At 72.6% G+C, this 21,545-nt stretch carries 23 protein-coding genes; 16 read left to right on the top strand and 7 right to left on the bottom strand.

Annotation, left to right across the window (positions count from 1 at the left end):
• The first annotated feature begins 86 nt into the window (after positions 1-86).
• The 3 genes from fdxA to ABWK99_RS00305 all read left to right on the top strand — a co-directional run bounded on the left by fdxA (position 87) and on the right by ABWK99_RS00305 (position 3,114).
• On the top strand, positions 87-413 hold the full coding sequence (gene fdxA, locus ABWK99_RS00315; protein ID WP_372592690.1) for a ferredoxin: 327 nt from the start codon (positions 87-89) through the stop codon (positions 411-413).
• Between the two features lie 28 nt (positions 414-441).
• On the top strand, positions 442-1,569 hold the full coding sequence (dapC, locus tag ABWK99_RS00310; protein ID WP_372592689.1) for a succinyldiaminopimelate transaminase: 1,128 nt from the start codon (positions 442-444) through the stop codon (positions 1,567-1,569).
• 246 nt (positions 1,570-1,815) lie between these two features.
• Positions 1,816-3,114, top strand: coding sequence for a citrate synthase (locus ABWK99_RS00305; RefSeq protein WP_372592688.1), 1,299 nt, complete (start codon positions 1,816-1,818; stop codon positions 3,112-3,114).
• A 27-nt stretch (positions 3,115-3,141) separates the two neighbouring features.
• Here ABWK99_RS00305 and ABWK99_RS00300 read toward each other — a convergent pair whose 3' ends face one another.
• Complete coding sequence (locus ABWK99_RS00300) at positions 3,142-3,969, bottom strand: hypothetical protein (protein WP_372592687.1); 828 nt, start codon at positions 3,967-3,969, stop codon at positions 3,142-3,144.
• Positions 3,970-4,018: 49 nt separating this feature from the next.
• A complete protein-coding gene (gene dapD / locus ABWK99_RS00295) occupies positions 4,019-4,936 on the bottom strand; it encodes a 2,3,4,5-tetrahydropyridine-2,6-dicarboxylate N-succinyltransferase (protein WP_372592686.1) in 918 nt (305 codons plus the stop codon).
• 67 nt (positions 4,937-5,003) lie between these two features.
• On the opposite strand from dapD, the gene dapE reads away from it, so the two are divergent.
• The 6 genes from dapE (at position 5,004) to ABWK99_RS00265 (ending at position 10,990) form a co-directional block, all read left to right on the top strand.
• The gene (gene dapE, locus ABWK99_RS00290; RefSeq protein WP_372592685.1) at positions 5,004-6,089 is read left to right on the top strand and encodes a succinyl-diaminopimelate desuccinylase; all 1,086 of its coding nucleotides are present in this window, start codon (positions 5,004-5,006) and stop codon (positions 6,087-6,089) included.
• 10 nt (positions 6,090-6,099) lie between these two features.
• Positions 6,100-6,894 carry a TIGR00730 family Rossman fold protein gene (locus ABWK99_RS00285; RefSeq protein ID WP_372592684.1) on the top strand — a complete coding sequence of 265 codons (795 nt, stop codon included), beginning with the start codon at positions 6,100-6,102 and terminating at the stop codon, positions 6,892-6,894.
• A gap of 1 nt (position 6,895) precedes the next feature.
• Positions 6,896-7,867, top strand: a complete 972-nt coding sequence (locus ABWK99_RS00280) for a dihydropteroate synthase (RefSeq protein WP_372592683.1) — start codon at positions 6,896-6,898, stop codon at positions 7,865-7,867.
• Entirely contained in the window at positions 7,864-9,084 is a 1,221-nt protein-coding gene (locus ABWK99_RS00275; RefSeq protein WP_372592682.1) for a hypothetical protein, read from the top strand. Before ABWK99_RS00280 ends, ABWK99_RS00275 begins: the two co-directional genes overlap by 4 nt.
• Before the next feature lie 132 nt (positions 9,085-9,216).
• On the top strand, positions 9,217-9,384 hold the full coding sequence (locus ABWK99_RS00270; protein ID WP_372592681.1) for a DUF3117 domain-containing protein: 168 nt from the start codon (positions 9,217-9,219) through the stop codon (positions 9,382-9,384).
• 46 nt (positions 9,385-9,430) lie between these two features.
• Entirely contained in the window at positions 9,431-10,990 is a 1,560-nt protein-coding gene (locus ABWK99_RS00265) for a M17 family metallopeptidase (protein WP_372592680.1), read from the top strand.
• 39 nt (positions 10,991-11,029) lie between these two features.
• On the opposite strand, the gene ABWK99_RS00260 is transcribed toward ABWK99_RS00265, so the two are convergent.
• On the bottom strand, positions 11,030-11,662 hold the full coding sequence (locus ABWK99_RS00260) for an O-methyltransferase (protein WP_372592691.1): 633 nt from the start codon (positions 11,660-11,662) through the stop codon (positions 11,030-11,032).
• 165 nt (positions 11,663-11,827) lie between these two features.
• Between ABWK99_RS00260 and sigE the strand changes: the two genes are divergently transcribed.
• Genes sigE through ABWK99_RS00225 form a run of 7 tightly spaced genes read left to right on the top strand, consistent with a single transcriptional unit; the run spans position 11,828 to position 18,011 of the window.
• Positions 11,828-12,445 carry an RNA polymerase sigma factor SigE gene (gene sigE, locus ABWK99_RS00255; RefSeq protein WP_372592679.1) on the top strand — a complete coding sequence of 206 codons (618 nt, stop codon included), beginning with the start codon at positions 11,828-11,830 and terminating at the stop codon, positions 12,443-12,445.
• Positions 12,442-13,473 carry a zf-HC2 domain-containing protein gene (locus tag ABWK99_RS00250; RefSeq protein WP_372592678.1) on the top strand — a complete coding sequence of 344 codons (1,032 nt, stop codon included), beginning with the start codon at positions 12,442-12,444 and terminating at the stop codon, positions 13,471-13,473. The genes sigE and ABWK99_RS00250 overlap by 4 nt, the downstream gene beginning before the upstream one ends.
• Entirely contained in the window at positions 13,470-14,852 is a 1,383-nt protein-coding gene (locus ABWK99_RS00245) for a S1C family serine protease (protein WP_372592677.1), read from the top strand. The genes ABWK99_RS00250 and ABWK99_RS00245 overlap by 4 nt, the downstream gene beginning before the upstream one ends.
• A gap of 21 nt (positions 14,853-14,873) precedes the next feature.
• On the top strand, positions 14,874-15,266 hold the full coding sequence (locus ABWK99_RS00240; protein ID WP_372592676.1) for a twin-arginine translocase TatA/TatE family subunit: 393 nt from the start codon (positions 14,874-14,876) through the stop codon (positions 15,264-15,266).
• Positions 15,267-15,322: 56 nt separating this feature from the next.
• Positions 15,323-16,345, top strand: a complete 1,023-nt coding sequence (trpS, locus tag ABWK99_RS00235; RefSeq protein ID WP_372592675.1) for a tryptophan--tRNA ligase — start codon at positions 15,323-15,325, stop codon at positions 16,343-16,345.
• Positions 16,342-16,881 (top strand): 2'-5' RNA ligase family protein, encoded by a 540-nt coding sequence (locus ABWK99_RS00230; protein ID WP_372592674.1) that lies wholly within the window; start codon positions 16,342-16,344, stop codon positions 16,879-16,881. The genes trpS and ABWK99_RS00230 overlap by 4 nt, the downstream gene beginning before the upstream one ends.
• A gap of 53 nt (positions 16,882-16,934) precedes the next feature.
• A complete protein-coding gene (locus ABWK99_RS00225; protein ID WP_372592673.1) occupies positions 16,935-18,011 on the top strand; it encodes a YihY/virulence factor BrkB family protein in 1,077 nt (358 codons plus the stop codon).
• Between the two features lie 84 nt (positions 18,012-18,095).
• On the opposite strand, the gene ABWK99_RS00220 is transcribed toward ABWK99_RS00225, so the two are convergent.
• From ABWK99_RS00220 to sdhC, 4 genes are read right to left on the bottom strand one after another with little or no spacing between them, the layout of a single operon-like run.
• Positions 18,096-18,851 carry a succinate dehydrogenase iron-sulfur subunit gene (locus ABWK99_RS00220; RefSeq protein ID WP_372592672.1) on the bottom strand — a complete coding sequence of 252 codons (756 nt, stop codon included), beginning with the start codon at positions 18,849-18,851 and terminating at the stop codon, positions 18,096-18,098.
• Positions 18,851-20,626, bottom strand: coding sequence for a succinate dehydrogenase flavoprotein subunit (sdhA, locus tag ABWK99_RS00215; RefSeq protein WP_372592671.1), 1,776 nt, complete (start codon positions 20,624-20,626; stop codon positions 18,851-18,853). Before sdhA ends, ABWK99_RS00220 begins: the two co-directional genes overlap by 1 nt.
• A 53-nt stretch (positions 20,627-20,679) precedes the next feature.
• Positions 20,680-21,126 carry a succinate dehydrogenase hydrophobic membrane anchor subunit gene (locus ABWK99_RS00210; RefSeq protein ID WP_372592670.1) on the bottom strand — a complete coding sequence of 149 codons (447 nt, stop codon included), beginning with the start codon at positions 21,124-21,126 and terminating at the stop codon, positions 20,680-20,682.
• Positions 21,126-21,506, bottom strand: coding sequence for a succinate dehydrogenase, cytochrome b556 subunit (gene sdhC, locus ABWK99_RS00205; RefSeq protein ID WP_372592669.1), 381 nt, complete (start codon positions 21,504-21,506; stop codon positions 21,126-21,128). The genes ABWK99_RS00210 and sdhC overlap by 1 nt, the downstream gene beginning before the upstream one ends.
• Positions 21,507-21,545: the final 39 nt, after the last annotated feature.

Below are 21,545 nucleotides of genomic sequence, written 5' to 3'. Positions count from 1 at the left end.
CGGGCTCACGTCGTCGTCAGGGGTCACGTGGGGGATACTAGGCGGGCGCACCGAGGGGTGCCGCCGTTCTTCAGGAGGGACCGCTCGTGACCTACGTGATCGCCCAGCCTTGTGTCGACGTCAAGGACAAGGCCTGCATCGACGAGTGTCCCGTCGACTGCATCTACGAAGGCAAGCGCTCGCTCTACATCCACCCGGACGAGTGCGTGGACTGCGGGGCCTGCGAGCCCGTCTGCCCCGTCGAGGCCATCTACTACGAGGACGACGTCCCCGAGCAGTGGAGCGACTACTACAAGGCGAACGTCGAGTTCTTCGACGTCCTCGGCTCGCCCGGTGGCGCCGCGAAGCTCGGCATGATCGACCGCGACCACCCGCTGGTCACCGCTCTGCCGCCGCAGGCCGAGACGCACTGACACCGGTAGCGGACCGAGAGCTCGCATCGTGGGCCTGAGCACCGCCGGGCTGCCCGACTTCCCGTGGGACAGCCTCGTCCCGTTCGCACAGCGGGCGCGTGCGCATCCTGAGGGGATCGTCGACCTGTCGGTGGGTACCCCCGTCGACCCGACCCCGGTGCTGGTGCGTGACGCCCTCGCCGCGGCCGCCGACTCCCCGGGCTACCCGTCGACCCACGGCACGGCCGCGCTGCGGCAGGCCGTCGTCGACTGGTTCGCCCGGCGCAGGGCGGTACCGGGTCTCGACCCCGCAGGCGTCCTGCCGACGGTGGGCTCCAAGGAGCTCGTCGCCTGGCTCCCGTCCCTGCTCGGCCTGGGCGAGGGCGACGTCGTCGTCCACCCCGCGGTCGCGTACCCGACGTACGACATCGGTGCCAGGCTGGCCGGCGCGACCGCGTTGCCCACCGACGAGGTCGCCGACTGGCGCGGTCGCACCGACGTCCGGCTCGTCTGGCTGAACTCCCCCTCGAACCCCACCGGCCGGGTCCTGGGCGTGCCGGAGCTCCGTTCGGTCGTCGAGGCGGCCCGGGAGATCGGTGCCGTCGTGGCCTCCGACGAGTGCTACGCCCTGCTGGCCTGGGACGATCCGTGGGCGAGCGACGGTGTGCCGAGCATCCTGGACCCGCGGGTGAGCGACGGTCGGCTCGACGGGCTGCTCGCGGTCCACTCGCTGTCCAAGCAGTCGAACCTCGCCGGCTACCGCGCAGCGTTCCTCGCAGGGGACCCGGCACTCGTCGGCAGCCTTCTCGAGCTCCGCAAGCAGGCCGGGATGATCGTCCCCGGCCCGGTCCAGGCGGCCATGACCGTGGCCCTCGGCGACGACGCGCACGTCGCGGAGCAGCACGCGCGCTACGCCCGTCGCCGCGCGGTGCTCGCCGCGGCCCTCGACGCGGCCGGGTACCTCGTGGACGGCTCCCCGGCGGGTCTGTACCTCTGGGTCACGGCTCCCGGTGCGGGGCAGGACTGCTGGGCGACGGTCGCCGACCTGGCCGAGCTCGGGATCCTGGTCGCGCCGGGGGAGTTCTACGGACCGACCGCCGCGCGGCATGTCCGGGTCGCCCTCACCGCCTCGGACGAGGACGTCGCCAGGGCAGCGGCACGGTTGACCGGGGCCTGACCCCACGCGGGCGGCTCGTCGTGTGATCTTTGTCACGGCTGGATCGAGTGCGGATATCTGCTTTACTCGGACTTGACCGATGATCCGTGCCGCGGCGTTCGTGCGCGCGGGGTCGCCTGCGGCGGCGAGCTCGTCTCAGGTCGGTCATGGCGATGCTGCCCCACCCGCAGGTGCGGGGTACCGTCGCCCTGGCATATTGGCGACAGGGACGTCGTGGCGTGTTCCGACGGACCGCGAGGAGGACAGATGAGCGAGACCACCGCACCGGCTGCCGAGCTGAGGATCGACGACCGGAGCCTGCCGCTGCCGGTGGTCCCGGCCACCCTGGGGAACGACGGGATCGTCGTCGCCTCGCTGCTCAAGGAGACGGGCCGCGTCACCGTCGACCCCGGGTTCATGAACACGGCCTCGTGCGAGTCGACCATCACGTACATCGACGGCGACGAGGGTGTGCTGCTGTACCGCGGCTACCCGATCGACCAGCTCGCCGAGCACTCGTCCTTCCTCGAGGTCGCCTACCTGCTCACCCACGGCGAGCTCCCGCGCCCGGCGCAGCTCTCCTCGTGGATCGAGCGCATCGAGCGGCACACGCACCTGCACGACAACTTCAAGGCGCTCATCGGCGCGTTCCCCACCAACGCCCACCCGATGGCCGTGCTCTCCAGCGCGGTCTCGGCGCTTCCCGGCTACTACCCCGAGAGCATCGACCCCTTCGACCCGGCGACGGTCGAGCTCGCCACCGTGCTGCTGCTCGCCAAGGCGCCGACGATCGCGGCCTACGCGCACCGTCGGGCCCTCGGCCAGAACATGATCGGCCCGGAGCGGGGTCGCGGCTACGTCGCGGACTTCCTGCGGATGACCTTCCAGCCGACGAACCAGCACTTCGACGTCGACCCGGTGATGGCCAAGGCGCTGGACGTGCTGTTCCTGCTGCACGCCGACCACGAGCAGAACTGCTCCACCTCGACCGTGCGGATCGTCGGCTCGAGCCACGCCAACCTGTACGCCTCGGTCTCGGCAGGGGTCAACGCCCTGTCCGGCCCGCTGCACGGCGGGGCCAACGAGGCCGTGCTGCGCATGCTCACCGAGATCCAGGCGAGCGGCGGCGACGCCACGGACTTCATGCGCCGGGTCAAGGACAAGGAGGAGGGTGTCCGGCTCATGGGCTTCGGGCACCGCGTCTACAAGAACTACGACCCGCGCGCGGCGATCGTGAAGAAGGCGGCCGACTCGGTCCTCTCCGCCCTCGGCAAGCGCGACGAGATGCTCGACATCGCGATGAGCCTCGAGGAGATCGCGCTCAACGACGACTACTTCATCGAGCGCAAGCTCTACCCCAACGTGGACTTCTACACCGGGCTGATCTACAAGGCGATGGGCTTCCCGAGCCGGATGTTCACCCCGCTGTTCGCCGTCGGCCGGATGCCCGGCTGGATCGCGCAGTGGCGCGAGATGATGACCGACCCCGCGACCAAGATCGGCCGTCCGCGCCAGATCTACACCGGGCCGACGGTCCGGGAGTACGTGCCGGCCGAGGCGCGCTGAGCACAGGTACCGCCGTTCCGGGTCGGGTCAGGGAGCAGCGAAGCTCACCTCGACCCGACCCGTGGGCAGCGGATCGGTCGAGGCAGTCCAGCCCGCGGTCGAGCGGGTCCACACCTGGTCAGCGGTCCTGACCTCGACGGCCTGCGTCTGCCCGGCGGTGCCGACCGCCCACTGGGCCACCGCCCAGCCCAGTCGCCCGGCCTCGGCCTCGCCGTCGGGCAGGGCGGACGCGTCGAGCACCGCCGTGGTGCCCTCGATCGTCGGCTGCACCCCCAGGTCGCGGGCGACCAGTCCCGCGAACGCCTCCGGATCTGCCGTGCCGGCCTCCGGAAGGGTGCACGTGAGCGAGCCGGGCGACCACCCGGACAGGGCCGAGGCCCAGGCGCGCGCTCGCGCCTCGTGCTGCCCGTAGGCGTCGGGGAAGGCAGAGCGCTGCACCGCCTGCGCGGCCTCGGTGATCGGCAGCTCGAGGTAGCCGTCGACGCGGACCAGCGCGTCGTAGAAGGCGTTCGTGGCATGGACGGGGTCCTGCACCTGCTCGGGGGTGCCCCAGCCCTGCGACGGGCGCTGCTGGAACAGGCCGAGGGAGTCGCGATCGCCGTAGTCGATGTTGCGGAGCTTGGACTCCTGGAGGGTCGTGGCGATGGCGATCGTCAGGGCGCGAGCGGGGAGCCCCCGCTGCTCGGCGATCCCGCCCAGCAGCGCCGCGTTGGCCGCCTGCTCGGGGTCGAGGTACCAGGAGGTGCCGTCGAGCAGCGCAGCGCAGCGCTCGGCGATCGGCAGGGCATCCCGCCCGTGGAGCCACGCGGCCACGCCGGCGACCCCGAGCCCGAGGACGAGCACGAAGGTCAGCACCCCGGCGAGCGCCCCTCGTGCCTGACCGCGCCGGCCCGGACGGGCCACCTCAGGCGTGCAGGTCGGGGTTCAGGGTGATCCCGTGCCCGGCGCGCGGCAGGACCTCGACCGCCCCGGTCTGGGAGTTGCGGCGGAACAGCATGCCGTCGCGGCCCGCGAGCTCGCGCGCCGCGACAACGGTCCCGTCCACGCTCACCTTCGTCCCGGCGGTCACGTACAGGCCCGCCTCGACCACGCAGTCGTCGCCCAGCGGGATGCCGAGCCCCGCGTTCGCCCCGAGGAGGCTGCGCTCGCCGATGGAGACGACCTGACGGCCGCCGCCGGACAGGGTGCCCATGATCGACGCGCCGCCGCCGATGTCGCTGCCCTCGCCGACCACGACCCCGGAGGAGATCCGACCCTCGACCATGCACGTGCCGAGGGTCCCGGCGTTGAAGTTGACGAATCCCTCGTGCATCACGGTGGTGCCCTCTGCCAGGTGCGCCCCGAGCCGCACGCGGTCCGCGTCGGCGACCCGCACACCGGAGGGCACGACGTAGTCGACCATCCGCGGGAACTTGTCGATCCCGAAGACGGTCGGCATCCGCCCCGTGGCCACCCGCAGGCGCAGCCGGGTCGCCTCGAAGTCCTCGACGGCGCAGGGGCCTGCATCGGTCCACACGACGTTCTGCAGCACGCCGAAGAGCCCGTCGAGCGCGAGCCCGTGCGGGGCGACGAGCCGGTGCGACAGGAGGTGCAGCCGCAGGTAGGCGTCGGGGACCGACGCGGGCGCAGCGTCGAGGTCGATCACCGTCAGGACCTGCTCCGTGCGGACACCGCGCGCGCCGTCCAGGCCGGTGGGCAGGGTCGGGTTCGCACCGTCGGACTCCGGTGCGCCGAGCCGAGGGGCCGGGTACCAGGTGTCCAGGACGGTGCCCGTCGCGACGTGGACGGAGGCGAGGCCGTGGCCGTGAGCCGTTCGTGTCATGGGCGAAGCCTAACGATCCGCTCCGAACGGCTCTTCCCCGTGTCGAGGGCTGGCTAGGGTCGGGGGCATGCCCCCTCTCGATCTCACCGCCGACCTCGTCACCCTCACGCGCGCCCTGTGCGACCTCCCATCGGTCAGCGGGTCCGAGCGCGAGATCGCCGACGCGGTCGAGGAGGCGCTGCGGGCGCTGGGCCACCTCGAGGTCCTGCGGGACGGCGACGCCGTCGTCGCCCGCACCCACCTGGGCCGTGCCGAGCGGGTGGTCCTCGCCGGGCACCTCGACACCGTCCCGGTCGCCCGCAACCTGCCGAGCGAGGTGCGCGAGGACCCCGAGGGGCCGGTCGTCTGGGGTCGCGGGACGGTCGACATGAAGGCCGGGGACGCCGTGCTGCTCGCGCTGGCGGCCGCGCTGCGCGAGCCGACCCGCGACGTCACGTGGGTCTTCTACGACCACGAGGAGGTCGCCAGCGAGCTGAACGGCCTGGGCCGGCTCGTCGCGAACCACCCCGACTGGGTCACGGGCGACATCGCGGTCCTGGGTGAGCCGACCTCGGGGGCGATCGAGGGCGGATGCAACGGGACCCTCCGCGTCGAGGTCGTCATCCCCGGCAAGGCGGCCCACTCGGCACGCTCGTGGCTCGGCGTCAACGCGATCCACGGAGCGGCTCCCGTCCTGCAGCGGCTCGTCGAGGCCGTCCCGCGGGTCGCCGAGGTCGACGGTCTGACCTACCGCGAGGGCCTGAACGCCGTCGGCATCCGTGGCGGGATCGCCGGCAACGTCATCCCCGACGAGTGCGTCGTCACCGTCAACCACCGCTTCGCCCCCGATCGCACGGAGGAGCAGGCACTCGCAGCCGTCCGTGAGCTCTTCGAGGGCTACGAGGTGCGGGTGACCGACACGGCGCCCGGTGCCCGGCCCGGCCTGGACCACCCGGCGGCCGAGGCCTTCGTCCGCGAGGTCGGCTCCCGCTCCGGTCGTCCCCCGCGGGCGAAGGAGGGATGGACGGATGTCGCACGGTTCTCGGCGCTGGGTGTCCCTGCGGTGAACTTCGGGCCAGGGGACCCGGCGCTCGCGCACGCGGACGAGGAGCGCACGCCGATCGCCGATCTCACGCTCTGCTTCGACGCGCTCAGAGGCTGGTTGACCTCCTAGGCTGCCGACCATGACCGATCCGACGGACAACAACGTGAAGGTCCCCGACGGCTACCGCAAGGGCCCCGTCCTGCTGCGTCGCGGCCAGGTCCCGGTCACGACGACGGACCAGAACCTCCTCGCCCGCGGAGCGCCGGCGGACTGGGTCCACACCGATCCCTGGCGGGTCATGCGGATCCAGAGCGAGTTCGTCGAGGGCTTCGGCGCGCTGGCAGAGGTCGGCCCGGCCGTGAGCGTGTTCGGCTCGGCGCGCACCCAGCGCCACGACCCGGACTACCACCTGGGTCGCGAGGTCGGGCGCAGACTCGTCGAGGCAGGGTTCGCGGTGATGACCGGGGGCGGGCCCGGGGTCATGGAGGCGGCGAACCGTGGGGCGAGCGAGGCGGGCGGGCTGTCGATCGGCCTCGGCATCGAGCTCCCCTTCGAGCAGGGGATGAACGCCTGGGTCGATCTCGGCATCAACTTCCGGTACTTCTTCGCCCGCAAGACGATGTTCGTCAAGTACGCGCAGGGCTTCATCGTCCTGCCCGGTGGCTTCGGGACCTTCGACGAGCTCTTCGAGTCGATCACCCTCGTCCAGACGCAGAAGGTGACGGAGTTCCCGATCGTCCTGGTCGGCAGCGAGTACTGGTCGGGTCTCCTCGCCTGGCTCCGCGGCCCGGTGCTGGACAAGGGCACGGTCTCCGAGCGCGACCTCGACCTGATCCAGGTCGTCGACGACCCCGCCGACGCGGTGCTCGCCGTCCAGCGCGATGCCCTGACCCGCGCCGCCGACGAGGCAGCAGCAGCGTCAGACCCGTCCTGAGGTGGACGAGCGGGTCGGGGTCCCGCCTGCAGGCGTAGCCCTGTGGTTGCGGGGAAGGCCCCTGGGCGGGGACCGGGCAGCGGTGATGGCCGTGGTGAACCGGACCTCCGACTCCTTCTACGCGGACGCCAGGGCCGGCGACACCGACGCCGCGGTGGCCGCCGTCGAACGGGCGGTCCGTGCCGGCGCCGATCTCGTCGACATCGGCGGGGTGCGTGCGGGCAGGGGGCCGGTGGTCGGGACGGCCGAGGAGATCGACCGTGTCGTACCGGTCGTCCTCGCGGTACGGGCGGCCCACCCCGATCTGCCGATCAGCGTGGACACCTGGCGCGGTGAGGTCGCGCTCGCCGTGGCGCGGGCGGGAGCCGATCTCCTGAACGACACCTGGGCGGGGCACGACCCACGGCTCGCCGCGATCGCGGCGGAGCACGGGATGGGTCTGGTCTGCTCGCACACCGGCGGCGTCCCTCCGCGCACCGATCCGCTGCGACCGCAGTACCCGCTCGACCCGGCACGGGCCGCCGCGGCCGGCAGCGACGACCGCGGCGTGCCCGAGCCCGGGGCCGACCCTCTCGACGGTGTCCTGGTGGACGTGGTCGACACCCTCACCCGCTCGGCGCGCCGCGCGGTCGAGGCGGGGGTCGATCCTCGATCGGTCCTCGTCGACCCCACGCACGACTTCGGCAAGAACACCTGGCACTCGGTGCACCTGACCCGACGGACCTCCGCACTGACGGGCCTGGGCCACCCGGTGCTCATGGCGCTCAGCCGCAAGGACTTCGTCGGCGAGTCGCTCGGCCTGGAGGTCGAGGACAGGCTCGAGGGGACCCTCGCGGCGACCGCGATCGCCGCATGGTCCGGGGCGAGCGTCTTCCGCGCGCACGACGTCCTGGCGACGCGGCGCGTGGTGGAGATGGTCGCCGTGCTCCGGGGCGAGCGCGCGCCGCTGCGGGCGCTGCGCGGGCTGGGATGACACCGGCCTCCCTGCGCAGTCCGCGGACCTGGCCGTGGTGGGCTCAGGTGCTCGTGGTCGCCGTGGCGGCCCGGGTGATCAGCGCGGTGATCTTCCTCGCCGTCGCGCGGACCCAGGCGGCGACCCCGTGGTCCGATCCCTCGCCCGGGTACCTGGTCTTCACCGGTGACATGTGGGACGCCGGGTGGTACCGCTCGATCGCCGAGGAGGGCTACCCGACGTCCCTGCCCCGCGGTGGCGACGGACTGGTGCTGCAGAACGCCTGGGCCTTCTTCCCCCTGTTCCCGGTGCTCGTGCGGGGGATCTCGCTGCTGAGCGGCGGGACATGGACCGTGATCGCCCCGCTGCTCGCGACGGTCCTCGGGCTCGCGGCGATGCTGGTGGTCCATCAGGTCGTGGCCCACGCGATGACGCGCCCGGCGGCCACGGGGCTGGACCGCTCCCGTCGCGGGGCGCGTGACCTCGTCCCCCTTCTGACGGTCGCCCTGCTGGCCACCTCGGCCTCCGCTCCGGTCCTCCAGGTCGCGTACACCGAGTCGCTCGCGCTCCTGCTCGTCTCCTCGGTGATCCTCGCGGTCCAGCGTGAGCGCTACGGAGCTGCGGCGGTCCTCGTCGTGGCGCTCGGCCTGACCCGTGCCGTCGCCCTCCCGATGGCCGTCGTCGTGCTCGCCCACGCGGTGGCGCGGTGGCCGGGTCTCGCCATGCGTCGCAGGGTCGGCGTCGTCGGGCTGCTCGCGCTCACCGTTCTGTCGGGGTTCGCCTGGCCGGCCGTCGTCGGTCGGCTGACGGGGGTCCCCGACGCCTACACGCTGACCCAGGGGGCCTGGCGCGCCCGCCAGGAGGTCGTCCTCCTCCTCCCGTGGCTCGACGTGGCGCGCTGGCTGCTCGGCGCTTGGGGGATCCTCGCGCTGGGCGTCCTGGTCGCGACCCTCGTCGTCACGCTCGCGAGCCGCCCGATGCGACGGCTCGGGCCCGAGCTGCTGGGCTGGGCGATCGGCTACGTGGGCTACCTGCTCGTCGTGGTCGAACCGGGCACGAGCCTTGCGCGGTTCGCGATCCTCGCCGTGCCCTTCTGGGCGGCACTCGCCCAACCGGTGGCCACCTCGCGGCATCGGGGCCGTGCCGTGGCGGCGCTGGTCGTGGTGGGGGTGCTGGGGCAGATCGCGTGGATCGGGCTCCTGTGGCGCCTCGTCCCGCCGTCCGGCTGGCCGCCATGAGAAGCGGTCCGGCTGGTGCACCGGGTGAACTAGACTGATCACGGACAACCGTCCTCGCCGCGTGCCCGACCGATGCTCTGGCGGGCGCAGCGGCCTTGGGGGCGGGCCGGCACTGACGAGGAGGAGCCAGCGATGGCCGCGATGAAGCCGAGGACGGGCGACGGACCGCTCGAGGTCACGAAGGAAGGCCGTGGCATCGTCATGCGCGTCCCGCTCGAGGGCGGCGGTCGTCTCGTCGTGGAGCTCAACGCGACCGAGGCCGGCGAGCTCGCCGAGGCTCTGACCGCCGTCGTCGGCTGACCCTTCCGTGCCGGCCCCAGCACGACGCCGGACCGCCCCGGTAGCGATGCCGGGCGTCCCGGCGCTCCCCGAGGTGCTCGTCGTGGCGGGTGCCGTCGCGACCAGCGCCGCGCTGACCGACGGCGACGTCGACGCGCTCGTCCTCCCGTTGGCCCCGCCCGCTGACGGAGACACCGATCCCCAGCCACGCACGGGGACCGCCGACGCAGCCGCGCGCTACGGGATCGACCTCTCGGACCTCGCCGAGCGCCTGCACGCCACGGGGGTCGCCGGCGACGTGCACAGCATCGACCTCCCGCGCCCGGCCGGGTCGGGGGTCACCCTCCCGTGGACGGGTCTGCCCACCCGGCTCGTGCTCGTCGGCATCGGGGCGGGGGAGCCGGACGAGCTGCGCAAGGCGGGCGCGGCCGTGTCCCGGAAGACGCGCGGACTGCGCACGGTCGTGACCACGGCCGTCGCGCGCGCGGGTGCCGAGTCGGTGCGGGCCTTCGTCGAGGGCTACCTGCTCGGCGCCTACCGTCACCCCACGCGGGCGACCGGCACTCCTGCTCCGGCGGCTGCCGAACGGCTCGTCCTGCTCGGTGCGCACCCGGCCGAGGCCGTGGAGCAGGCCCGGGTGATCGCCGCCGCCACGTGGACGGCGCGGGAGCTCACGGTGACGCCCTCGGACACGAAGAGCCCCGCCTGGCTGGCCGATCGTGCCTCGGCCCTCGCCAAGGAAGCCGGGCTCGAGGTCGACGTCCTCGGTCCGACCGAGCTCGCCCAGCAGGGCTTCGGCGGGATCCTCGCCGTCGGCTCCGGCTCGGCGACCCCGCCGCGACTGGTGGTCGTGCGGTACACCCCGCCGGCCCGTCGGTCAGGGCCGGAACCCGCCCACGTGGTCCTCGTCGGCAAGGGGATCACCTACGACACCGGCGGCCTGTCGATCAAGCCGCGCGAGTCGATGGTCCCGATGAAGACGGACATGGCCGGCGCTGCCGTCGCCCTGTCGACCGTCCTGGGGGCCGCTGCTGCCGGCGTGCGTCACCGCGTCACGGCCGTGCTGCCGCTGGCGGAGAACGCCTTCGGTGCCTCGTCCTACCGGCCGAGCGACGTGCTGCGGATGTACGGGGGCACGACCGTCGAGGTCACCAACACCGACGCCGAGGGGCGTCTCGTGCTCGCCGATGCGCTCACCTTCGCCGACCAGGAGCTCGAGCCCGACGTCCTGGTGGACGTGGCGACGCTGACCGGAGCGGCGACCATGGCGCTCGGCAGGACCCACGGTGCCCTGTTCAGCGCCGACGACGCGCTCGCCCGTGCCCTGCAGGCGGCCGGCGAGGCCGCCGGCGAGCGGCTGTGGCGCATGCCGCTGGTCGAGGACTACCGCCCGGCCCTGCGGTCGGAGGTCGCCGACATCCATCACATGGCTGCTGACGGCACCAGCGCCGGTTCCGTCGTGGCCGCGCTGTTCCTCCAGCGCTTCGTCGGCACGCGCACCTGGGCGCACCTGGACATCGCCGGCCCGGCGCGGTCCGGCACGGCGGCTCACGAGCTGCCCGAGGGCGCGACGGGCTTCGGGACGCGGGTGCTGCTCCGCTGGCTCTCGGGCCCGCTCGCCGGCTGAGGCCCCGCCTCTCCCGGGCCGGGCCTGCCGGCGCGTTCCTCAGCGCCGCGAGGCCACCAGCAGCCCGTCGCCCAGCCCGAGCATCGCCGGGATGAGGCGCTCGTCGTCGCGGATCGAGCGGACGACCTCCCGCAGCGCGGTGGTGAGCTCGTCGCGGCGTGCGGGGTCCGGGACGCGGTTGTGGTGCAGGGCGTGCGCGACCACCAGGAGACCGCCCGGGTGCAGCAGGCGGATGGCCTGCTCGACCTGGGCGGCGAGCTCGAGCGGGTCGGCGTCGGCGAGGACGAGGTCGTAGGCGCCGTCGGTCAGGCGCGGCAGGACGTCGAGTGCCCGGCCGGTGATCGTCCGGGTCCGGGTGGCGCGGACGCCGTCCTCGGCGAAGGCGGCCTTGGCAGCGCGGTGGTGCTCGGCCTCGGAGTCGATCGTGGTGAGCACACCGTCCGGAGCCATCCCGCGCAGCAGCCACAGGCCCGAGACACCGGCACCCGTGCCGATCTCCACGACGGCGCCGGCGCGTCGCGTCGCGGCGAGCACCTGCAGGAGGGCGCCCGTTCCCGGGGAGACGGCTCCGCAGCCGAGCTCGTCCGCACGGTCCATCGCGCGGAGCAGGACGTCGTCCAGGGTGCGGAAGTCCTCGCAGTAGGCCCAGCTCGCGGACGTGTCGGCGGCGATGGTGCCCTCCCGGGGGTGTGCTGCAGGTGGTTCGTGCGGTGCCCCGATGCTAGTCGCGAACCGACCCGCCGAGCGGTTGCCACGCGTGCGCTCGTACGGTCGAACCGCCGAGGTGCGCGAGGACGCCCCGTCGGGGGACACTGGGGGCCGAGGTCAGGAGGTGACGTGCAGGAGTCGACGCACACGCCGACCTGGGTCGCGCCCTCGTGGGAGCAGATCGTCACCGAGCACTCCGCACGGGTGTACCGGCTCGCCTACCGGCTGACGGGCAACAAGGCCGACGCCGAGGACCTCACGCAGGAGACCTTCATCCGGGTGTTCCGATCACTGTCGAGCTTCACCCCCGGGACCTTCGAGGGCTGGCTGCACCGGATCACCACCAATCTCTTCCTCGACCAGGCGCGTCGCCGCACCCGCATCCGGATGGACAGCCTCGGCGACGAGGCCGACCGCCTTCCCGGTGCCGTCGGCCTCGGGACGCCGGAGCGGGGCTTCGAGCACGCGAACCTGGACCTCGACGTCCAGTCGGCCCTGGACGCCCTCTCCCCGGAGTTCCGGGCGGCCGTCGTGCTGTGCGACATCGAGGGTCTGAGCTACGAGGAGATCGCCGTGACCCTCGGGATCAAGCTCGGCACGGTCCGCTCCCGCATCCACCGGGCGCGCGCCCAGCTGCGCGAGAGCCTGGCGCACCGCGACCCCGCACGCGAGCACGAGGTCCCGCCCGGCGGGTCGGCCGAGGTGGACGAGCTGCTGAACCTCGTGACGAGCGAGTGGCGCGCATGAGCGGTCCAGGGCACCTCGGGACGCAGCTCAGCGCCCTTGCCGACGGTCAGCTCGGCCCGGGCGCTGCCGAGCGCGCGATGGCGCACGTGGCCTCGTGCGCCGAGTGCACCGAAGGTCTCGTCGCGGCTCGGGAGGCCCGGCGGGCGCTCGCGGACGCCTTCGAGGTCCGGCCGACCGCCGACCTCACCGCGCGGCTGCTCGCGCTCGGTGCCGACCAGGGCGGGTACCGGCAGGGTCCGGCTCCCCGTGCGGCCGCCTCGGCCGCGGACGAGGACCCGGCGGCCGCGTGGGCGGGCAGCCGGTGCGTCCCCCTGCCCACCGGGCGTGGTGGGCTCCCCGCGGGCGGTCTGCGGGGTGATGTCCGCCCGCGCCGCCTCCCGGTCGCAGCACTGACGGCCGGTGCGCTGGCCTTCGGGTTCGTCTCGGTCCTCTTCGTCCTCGGTGGTGAGCCGACGACCACTCCGGAGCGCCACCCGGCGCAAGCGCTCGGTCTGCTCAGCAGGGCAGCGGACGCGGCCGACGGTAGCGCCCGTGCCGTCACCGTGGCCCAGGACGTGGCCGGTGCCACCGACCTCCTCGAGCAGGTCGCGGCGGACGCGGACGGGAGCGGACCGGCCGTCGTGGAGCAGGAGGCGACGGCGGCCTGGGCGCATCCCGTCCCGGTCCCCGAGGGGTACCGCGTGGCCGCTGTCCGGACGGTCGAGGCGGCCGTGCCGACGGTCGAGATCGACCTCGTCGGGCCGAGCGGCGTCATCGTGGTCACCCAGCGCCTGGCCCGGCTCGACCTCGGCGGGAGCGACGGGGTGGAGGTGCTCCTCGCCGACCGCGCCGTGACCGTGCTCTCGACCGCGCCCTGGCATGTCGTCTGGCAGTCCGGAGACGTGATGGTCGACGTCGTCGCCGAGGTCCCGTCGACCGCCGTGGCGGACCTCGTCCTCACCGCACCCGTCCAGGCCTACGACGACGGCGCCTCGGCGCGAGTGGTCCGCGGCTGGCAGAACCTCATCGAGAGCTGGAGCAGCCTGTGAGCGAGCCGGAGGGCCCCGTGGCCCCGGTCAACCCCTTCGCAGCGCCCGGGCACCGACAGCCCGTGGCACCCGTGGGGGCGCACGCCGCCCCGGACGGTCGGGCGCCGTCGGGATGGCCGGAGACGGCTGCGGGAGCACCGGCCCCCGACGAGACGCTCCGCCCCGGATGGGGCCGCCAGGGGGGCGCCGCGCACCGGGCACCGGGGGTGGGCTACCCCGAGCCGGCGCTCGCGCCCGTCCCGTGGAGCGTGGACTCCACCGGCAGGCCTGTCGCCCCTCCTCGGGAGCGGGGCGGACTGCGGGCGTGGGTGCTCGTGCCGATGATCGTCCTCGCCCTCGTCGCGGGGGCCGTCGGCGGGGTCCTGGGGTCGCGCTGGACGGCGGACCGCCGGCCGGCCGACGCCGCTCTGCCCACCGTCGCGGGCGGGGAGACCATCCGAGGGGACCTCACGGGCGTCGCAGCGATCGCCGCTGCCGTGCAGCCGAGCGTCGTGACGATCGAGGTCCGTGGGGACTCCGGTGAGTCGACCGGCTCCGGCTTCGTGCTGCGGGCGGACGGGTACCTCCTGACCAACTCCCATGTCGTCTCCGCCGACGTCGGGGGGAGCTCGGTGATCACCGTCGTCTTCGCCGACGGCAGCGAGTCGGAGGCGCGCCTGGTGGGCGCCACGAGCGACTACGACCTCGCCGTGCTCAAGGTCGATCGCACGGGACTGACCCCGCTCGTCCTCGGTGACTCCGACACGGTGGTCGTCGGTGACCCGGTGGTCGCCGTCGGCGCACCGCTCGGGCTCCAGGGCACCGTGACCACCGGGATCGTCAGCGCGCTGCACCGCCCGGTCACCGCAGGGGACGCGAGCCAACCCGCGTTCATCGACGCCATCCAGACGGACGCGGCGATCAACCCCGGCAACTCCGGCGGCCCGCTGGTCGACGCCTCGGGCGAGGTCATCGGCATCAACTCCGCGATCGCCCAGGCCTCCGGCTCCGGCCTGACGACAGGGAGCATCGGGCTCGGCTTCTCGATCCCGTCCAACCAGGCGCGCCGCACCGCCGAGCAGCTCATCGAGACCGGGGTCGCGACCTACCCCGTCATCGGCGTGCTGCTGGACTCGCGGTACACCGGCGAAGGCGTCCAGGTCGCGACCGAGACCCAGGACGGTTCGCCGAGCGTGATCCCTGACGGCCCGGCCGAGCGCGCCGGGATCGTCGAGGGCGACATCATCCTGGCGATCGACGGCTGGCCCGTGACGGATGCCGACGAGCTCATCGTCGCGATCAGGGCGAAGGCGCCGGGTGACTCCGTGACGCTGAGCGTCCGCAGCGGGAGCAGCACCACCGACGTGCGCGTCGTTCTCGACGAGGTCTCCAGCAGCTGACGGCTGACGTACCCTGGCCCCGTGCCGAGCGTCAACGGGGGCGAGTTCCTCATCCTGCTGATCGTCGCCGTGGTCATCGTGGGGCCCGAGCGGCTCCCTCGGTACGCCCAGCAGCTCGGCACCTGGGTCCGGGCCCTGCGTGACATGTTCACGCAGGCCAAGGACCGGGTCGCCGAGGAGCTCGGCGAGGAGGCGAAGGAGGTCGACTGGGCGAGTCTCGACCCGCGGCAGTACGACCCCCGCAGGATCGTCCGCGACGCCCTGCTCGAACCCCCGCGGCCGGTGCCGACCACGGGCCGCCGGTACACCAGCGGAGCGGGCCGAGCGGCCGCGGCGACAGGGGCGGCCACGGCCTCCGCGCAGACCGCCGAGGAGGCCGACCTGCCGACCCCGTTCGACGACGAGGCCACCTGAGCTCGCTGCGCGCAGGTGGTTCGATCCCTCGCGGCGGACCTGCGAGAATGTCGGCCATGGCACCGTCAGCCCCCACCCGGCCCAGGATCTTCTCCGGGATGCAGCCGACCTCTGACTCGCTGCACCTCGGCAACTACCTCGGGGCGCTGACCAGCTGGGTGGCCCTCCAGGACGACTACGACGCGATCTACTCCGTCGTCGACCTGCATGCGCTGACGGTCGCGCCGGATCCGGCGGTGCTCCGCGACCGCACCCGACGCACGGCCGCTCAGTACCTCGCGGCCGGGGTGGACCCGGAACGCTCGATCCTCTTCGTGCAGAGCCACGTGTCCGAGCATGCGGAGCTCGCCTGGATCCTGTCCTGCCACACGGGCTTCGGCGAGGCGTCGCGGATGACCCAGTTCAAGGACAAGTCCTCCAAGCAGGGAGCCGAGGGGACGACGGTGGGGCTCTTCACCTACCCGGTCCTGATGGCGGCCGACATCCTGCTGTACGACGCCGCTCTGGTGCCGGTGGGCGAGGACCAGCGCCAGCACCTGGAGATCACCCGGGACCTGGCCCAGCGCCTCAACTCCCGCTTCGGGCCGATGGTCACCGTCCCCGAGCCGCACATCGTCAAGGCGACGGCGAAGATCTACGACCTGCAGGACCCCACGAGCAAGATGAGCAAGTCCACGGCGTCGCCGAACGGGCTCATCGAGCTCCTCGACCCGCCGAACGTCGTCGCCAAGCGCATCCGGTCCGCCGTGACCGACGCGGAGCGGGAGATCCGCTTCGACCGCGAGCACAAGGCCGGGGTGGCGAACCTGCTGACGATCCACTCGGCGCTCTCGGGCACGCCGGTCGACGCCCTCGTCGAGAGCTTCGCGGGCCGCGGCTACGGGGACCTGAAGAAGGAGCTCGCCGAGGTGGTCGTCGCCTTCCTCGAGCCCTTCCAGGCGAAGGTCAGGGAGTACCTCGACCACCCCGATCACCTGGATGCGGTGCTCGCGGAGGGGGCGGCGCGTGCCCGTGCGATCGCCGTCCCGACCCTCGAACGTGTCTACGACCGGATCGGCCTGCTCCCGAGGTCGCGATGAACCTCCCGGAGCGGACCGGCGACCAGGTCCGGTTCGGCGTCGCCCTGCTGGTCCCCGAGCCGCACGCGGCTCGGCTCCAGGCCGCGCGGGCCGACTTCGGCGACCCGCTCGCCTCGTCGATCCCCCCGCACGTGACCCTCGTGGGGCCGACGGTCGCCGAGCCGGACGAGATGCAGGCGCTGTACGCCCACATGACCGCGGTGGCGGCCGAGCACGCACCCTTCGAGCTGCACCTGCGGGGGACCGGGACCTTCCGGCCCGTCTCGGACGTCGTCTTCGTCCAGGTGGTGCGCGGGATCGCCGAGTGCGAGCAGCTGGAGCGGGGGCTGCGGACGGGTCCGCTCGCCCAGGAGCTCCGCTTCCACTACCACCCGCACGTGACCGTCGCCCATGACGTCCCGGAGCCGGCGCTCGACCGGGCCTTCACCGAGCTCGCCGAGTTCGAGGCGATGTTCCCGGTCACGGGGCTCGAGGTGTTCGCTCACGGGGACGACGGCGTCTGGCGCGTCGAGCGTCGCATCGCCTTCGGCGGCTGAACGACCTGCTCGTTCCGGCTGCCGTCGACGCCTCGCGCGCCTAGGGTCGTCGGATGAGTGATCGGACCGACCACGAGCCCCGTGGCGCAGGGAGCGCTCACCTCGCGGCGAGCCGGGCGCTGGGGCAGGAACCCCAGGCGCCGCCACGGTCCCTGGTCGCCCGCGCGAAGGCTGCGCTGACCTGGGCCAAGGGCACCCGTCCGCTCCGGGCCAACGCCCGGTTCGGGGCAGCGGGTGGGGGAGTGCTCACGGGGGGCATCGCCTACTCGGCGCTGTTCTCCCTCTTCGCCGGTCTCACCCTCGGCTGGACCGTGGCCATGGCCGTGCTCGGCGGGAACGAGGGCCTGCGGGACAGTCTCGTGCGGACGCTGTCCCGGGCGCTGCCGGGACTCATCGAGACCGGGACGACCGACGGCCTGATCTCCCCGGACGACCTCGTGCTGACGAGCGGCCTCAGCGTCGCCGGTGCGGTCTCGGTCGTCGTCCTGGTCGTCACCGCGATCTCGGCCATGGCCGCGCTGCGCACGGCCGTCAGGGCGATGTTCGACGCCCCGACCGTCGGGGTCAACGCCCTGGTCGCCAAGGGTCGGGAGCTGGCGGGCGCCGTCGGGATGGCCGTCGTCGTGCTGATCTCCGCCGTGCTGACGACGACGACCGGGGCGGCGGCCTCGTGGGTGCTGGAGGCTGTCGGTCTCGACGCCGGGACGGGTCTGGCGCTCACCGTGCTCGGCCGGGCGGTGGCCTTCCTCGTCGACGGGCTGACCTTCGTGCTCGTGGTCGTGGTGCTCGCGGGGCAGCATCCTCGAAGGCGGGCGCTCCTGGGCGGAGCGGTGATCGCTGCGACGGGCATCGGCGTCGTGCGCTTCCTCGGTGCGTCCGTCGTCGCCGGTTCGGCCGAGCGCAACCCGCTGCTCGCGTCGTTCGCGGTGATCGTGACCCTGCTGATCTGGATCAACCTCATCGCGCGCATCGTCCTGCTCGCCGCGGCGTGGGCGGCCGACCCCCCGCTCGAGACCGCCGCCGGGTCGGCAGACGAGCGGTCCGACGAGCAGTCCGAGGTGGACTCCGTCGTCGGGGCGCAGGCGAGCGCGGCCGACGGTCGACGATCGTCGGACGGCGGGGTGACCTGAGGTTGCCGCAGCACTCCGGTCGGGCGTCACCCGACCGGCCGAGGGCCGTCCTGCTCCGTGCTCAGAGGCGGCCCTGCTCTCCGCTCAGAACGAGCGGGTGATCATCGCCCGCTTGACCTCGGCGATCGCCTTGGTGACCTCGATCCCGCGCGGGCAGGCGTCGGTGCAGTTGAAGGTCGTGCGGCACCGCCACACGCCCTCCTTGTCGTTGAGGATCTCCAGGCGCTGTGCGGCGCCCTCGTCCCGGCTGTCGAAGATGAATCGGTGCGCGTTGACGATCGCTGCCGGGCCGAAGTACTGCCCGTCCGTCCAGAACACCGGGCACGAGGTGGTGCACGCCGCGCACAGGATGCACTTGGTGGTGTCGTCGAAGCGCGCGCGGTCCTCGGGGGACTGACGACGCTCGGCGGACGGCGCGTTGCCTCCGGTGATGAGGAACGGCATGACCTCGCGGTAGGAGGCGAAGAACGGCTCCATGTCGACGACCAGGTCCTTGATCACCGGCAGGCCCTTGATGGGCTCGATCGTGATCGGCTTGGTGAGGTCCAGGTCCTTGAGCAGGGTCTTGCAGGCCAGGCGGTTGCGGCCGTTGATCCGCATCGCGTCGGAGCCGCAGATCCCGTGCGCGCAGGAGCGCCGGAAGGTCAGCGAGCCGTCCAGGTCCCACTTGACCTTGTGCATCGCGTCGAGGATCCGGTCGGTCCCGTGCGCGGTGACCGTGAACTCCTCCCAGTACGCGTCGGCCCGGGAGGAGTCCGGGTCGAACCTGCGGATCCGCAGGGTGACGTCGAAGCTCGGCACGGCGCCGACCTTGGGGGCGGGTGAGGTCTGCACAGTCATCAGTACTTCCGCTCCATCGGCTGGTAGCGCGTCACGGTCACCGGCTTGGTCTCGAGCCTGATCTCCGTCCCGCCGGACGGGGCGGGGCGGGAGTACGCCATGGAGTGCTCCATGAAGCGGGCGTCGTCCCTGGTCGGGAAGTCCTCCCGGAAGTGCCCGCCACGGGACTCCTCGCGCGCCAGGGCCCCGACGACGACGACCTCGGCGAGGTCGAGCAGGAAGCCGAGCTCGACGGCCTCGAGGAGATCGGTGTTGAACGTGGTGCCCTTGTCCTGGACGCTCACGTCCGGGTACCGCGCCCGCAGGGCCCTGATGTCGGCCAGCGCCGTGGTCAGCGACTCGGCCGTGCGGAACACCTGGGCGTTGGTGTCCATGGTCTCCTGGAGGGCCTTGCGCAGCTCCGAGACCCGCTCGCCGGTGGGGGCGGAGCGCATCGCCTCGATCTGCTCGACGACGAGGCCCGCCGGGTTCTCCGGGAGCTCGACCCAGTCGGCCCGGTTCGCGTAGGCCGCGGCGGAGATGCCGGCGCGCTTGCCGAAGACGTTGATGTCGAGCAGGGAGTTGGTGCCCAGGCGGTTCGACCCGTGCACCGAGACGCAGGCGACCTCTCCCGCGGCGAAGAGGCCGGAGACCGTCTCGGTGTTGCTGCGCAGCACCTCGGTCTCGATGGTCGTGGGCACCCCGCCCATCGCGTAGTGCGCCGTGGGGTACACCGGGACCGGCTCGGTGAACGGCTCGATGCCGAGGTAGGTGCGGGCGAACTCGGTGATGTCCGGGAGCTTGGCCTCGATGTGCTCGGGCTCCAGGTGCGTGAGGTCGAGCAGGACGTAGTCCTTGTTCGGGCCGGCACCGCGGCCCTCGCGCACCTCGTTGGCCATCGACCGGGCGACGATGTCGCGCGGGGCGAGGTCCTTGATCGTGGGGGCGTAGCGCTCCATGAAGCGCTCGCCCTCGCCGTTGCGCAGGATCGCTCCCTCGCCGCGGGCGGCCTCGGAGAGCAGGATCCCCAGGCCGGCGAGGCCCGTCGGGTGGAACTGGAAGAACTCCATGTCCTCCAGCGGGAGGCCGCGCCGCAGGGCGAGGGCCATGCCGTCGCCGGTGAGCGTGTGCGCGTTCGACGTCGTCTTGAAGATCTTCCCGGAGCCGCCGGTCGCCAGGACGACGGACTTGGCGCGGAAGACGTGGATCTCTCCCGTGGCGAGCTCGTACGCGACGACACCCGCGACCTTGACCTCTGCCCCGGGCTCCACGTCCCGGATCAGGTCGTGGTCCATGAGGATGTCGAGCACGTAGAACTCGTTGAAGAAGGCGACGTCCTGCTTGACGCACTGCTGGTAGAGCGTCTGCAGGATCATGTGGCCGGTGCGGTCGGCGGCGTAGCACGCGCGGCGCACGGCCGCCTCGCCGTGGTTGCGGGTGTGCCCGCCGAAGCGCCGCTGGTCGATCGTGCCCTCGGGCGTGCGGTTGAACGGCAGTCCCATCCGCTCGAGGTCGAGGACGGCCTCGATGGCCTCCTTCGCCATGACCTCCGCCGCGTCCTGGTCGACGAGGTAGTCGCCACCCTTGACGGTGTCGAAGGTGTGCCACTCCCAGTTGTCCTCCTCGACGTTCGCCAGCGCGGCGCACATGCCGCCCTGGGCCGCACCGGTGTGCGAGCGCGTCGGGTAGAGCTTGGACAGCACGGCGGTCCGCGCGCGGGTGGAGGACTCGAGGGCTGCGCGCATCCCGGCGCCGCCGGCGCCGACGATGACCACGTCGTACTGATGGGTCTGCATCACTGTCCTTCGTGCTGGCTGGCCGGTCGGGGAGCGTTCAGGGTGTCGGGTCCTCAGGCGGTGCAGAAGCTCGGCAGGAGGGCGACGTCGGCGCCCGGGGGGCACGGGTCGAAGGTGAAGATCACGAGCGTGCCGAGCACGACGATGACGACGAAGGCGAGGTAGGTCACCGACTTGAGCGTGATGCGCGTCGCGGCCTTGGTCGCGTAGTCGTTGATGATCGTCCGCATGCCGTTGGTGCCGTGGATCATCGCGAGCCAGAGCATCACGAGGTCCCAGACCTGCCAGACGGGGCTGGCCCACTTGCCGGCGACGAAGCCGAAGTCGATCGCCTTGACCCCGCCGCCCATGAGCAGGTTGACGAACAGGTGCGTGAAGATCAGCACCAGCAGCAGGGCGCCGGAGGCGCGCATGAAGATCCAGCCGTAGAGCTCGGCGTTCGTGCGTGTGCTGCCGCGGGGGCTCCGCGGAGCAGGGACGCGCACGGTGGTCGCGGTCATCAGCCCTCCCCGAAGACGTGGCTCAGATGCACCGGGAGGAAGCCGGCCATCAGGACGACGAAGACCGCCAGCACGATCCAGAACATCGTCTTCTGGTGCTTGACGCCCTTCGACCAGAAGTCGATGAGCATGATCCGCACGCCGTTGAGCGCGTGGTAGACGATCGCGGCGACCAGTCCGGCCTCGCCGATCCCCATGATCGGGTTCTTGTACGTGCCGATGACGGCGTTGTACGACTCGGGAGAGATGCGGACGAGCGACGTGTCGAGCACGTGCACGAGCAGGAAGAAGAAGATCGCGAACCCGGTCACCCGGTGGGCGAGCCACGTCCACATTCCCTCGCGGCCGCGGTAGAGCGTGCCGGCCGGGGCTTCGGGCACGACGGACCTCCTACGGGTCGGTGACGACGGGCGCCGTCG

The sequence above is a fragment of the Actinotalea sp. genome (genome assembly GCF_041597215.1).
GTDB lineage: Bacteria > Actinomycetota > Actinomycetes > Actinomycetales > Cellulomonadaceae > Actinotalea.
This window is presented reverse-complemented; position numbering and strand designations above follow the sequence as displayed.

What these genes read in the sequence shown, in the direction of transcription:
- ABWK99_RS00220 (WP_372592672.1), bottom strand. Translation starts at nt 18,851, where the DNA reads ATGACTGTGCAGACCTCACCCGCCCCCAAGGTCGGCGCCGTGCCGAGC.
- ABWK99_RS00275 (WP_372592682.1), top strand. Translation starts at nt 7,864, where the DNA reads ATGACACCGGCCTCCCTGCGCAGTCCGCGGACCTGGCCGTGGTGGGCT.
- ABWK99_RS00285 (WP_372592684.1), top strand. Translation starts at nt 6,100, where the DNA reads ATGACCGATCCGACGGACAACAACGTGAAGGTCCCCGACGGCTACCGC.
- ABWK99_RS00265 (WP_372592680.1), top strand. Translation starts at nt 9,431, where the DNA reads ATGCCGGGCGTCCCGGCGCTCCCCGAGGTGCTCGTCGTGGCGGGTGCC.
- ABWK99_RS00210 (WP_372592670.1), bottom strand. Translation starts at nt 21,126, where the DNA reads ATGACCGCGACCACCGTGCGCGTCCCTGCTCCGCGGAGCCCCCGCGGC.
- ABWK99_RS00305 (WP_372592688.1), top strand. Translation starts at nt 1,816, where the DNA reads ATGAGCGAGACCACCGCACCGGCTGCCGAGCTGAGGATCGACGACCGG.
- ABWK99_RS00250 (WP_372592678.1), top strand. Translation starts at nt 12,442, where the DNA reads ATGAGCGGTCCAGGGCACCTCGGGACGCAGCTCAGCGCCCTTGCCGAC.
- ABWK99_RS00225 (WP_372592673.1), top strand. Translation starts at nt 16,935, where the DNA reads ATGAGTGATCGGACCGACCACGAGCCCCGTGGCGCAGGGAGCGCTCAC.
- ABWK99_RS00230 (WP_372592674.1), top strand. Translation starts at nt 16,342, where the DNA reads ATGAACCTCCCGGAGCGGACCGGCGACCAGGTCCGGTTCGGCGTCGCC.
- trpS (WP_372592675.1), top strand. Translation starts at nt 15,323, where the DNA reads ATGGCACCGTCAGCCCCCACCCGGCCCAGGATCTTCTCCGGGATGCAG.
- dapE (WP_372592685.1), top strand. Translation starts at nt 5,004, where the DNA reads ATGCCCCCTCTCGATCTCACCGCCGACCTCGTCACCCTCACGCGCGCC.
- ABWK99_RS00270 (WP_372592681.1), top strand. Translation starts at nt 9,217, where the DNA reads ATGGCCGCGATGAAGCCGAGGACGGGCGACGGACCGCTCGAGGTCACG.
- dapD (WP_372592686.1), bottom strand. Translation starts at nt 4,936, where the DNA reads ATGACACGAACGGCTCACGGCCACGGCCTCGCCTCCGTCCACGTCGCG.
- sdhA (WP_372592671.1), bottom strand. Translation starts at nt 20,626, where the DNA reads ATGCAGACCCATCAGTACGACGTGGTCATCGTCGGCGCCGGCGGCGCC.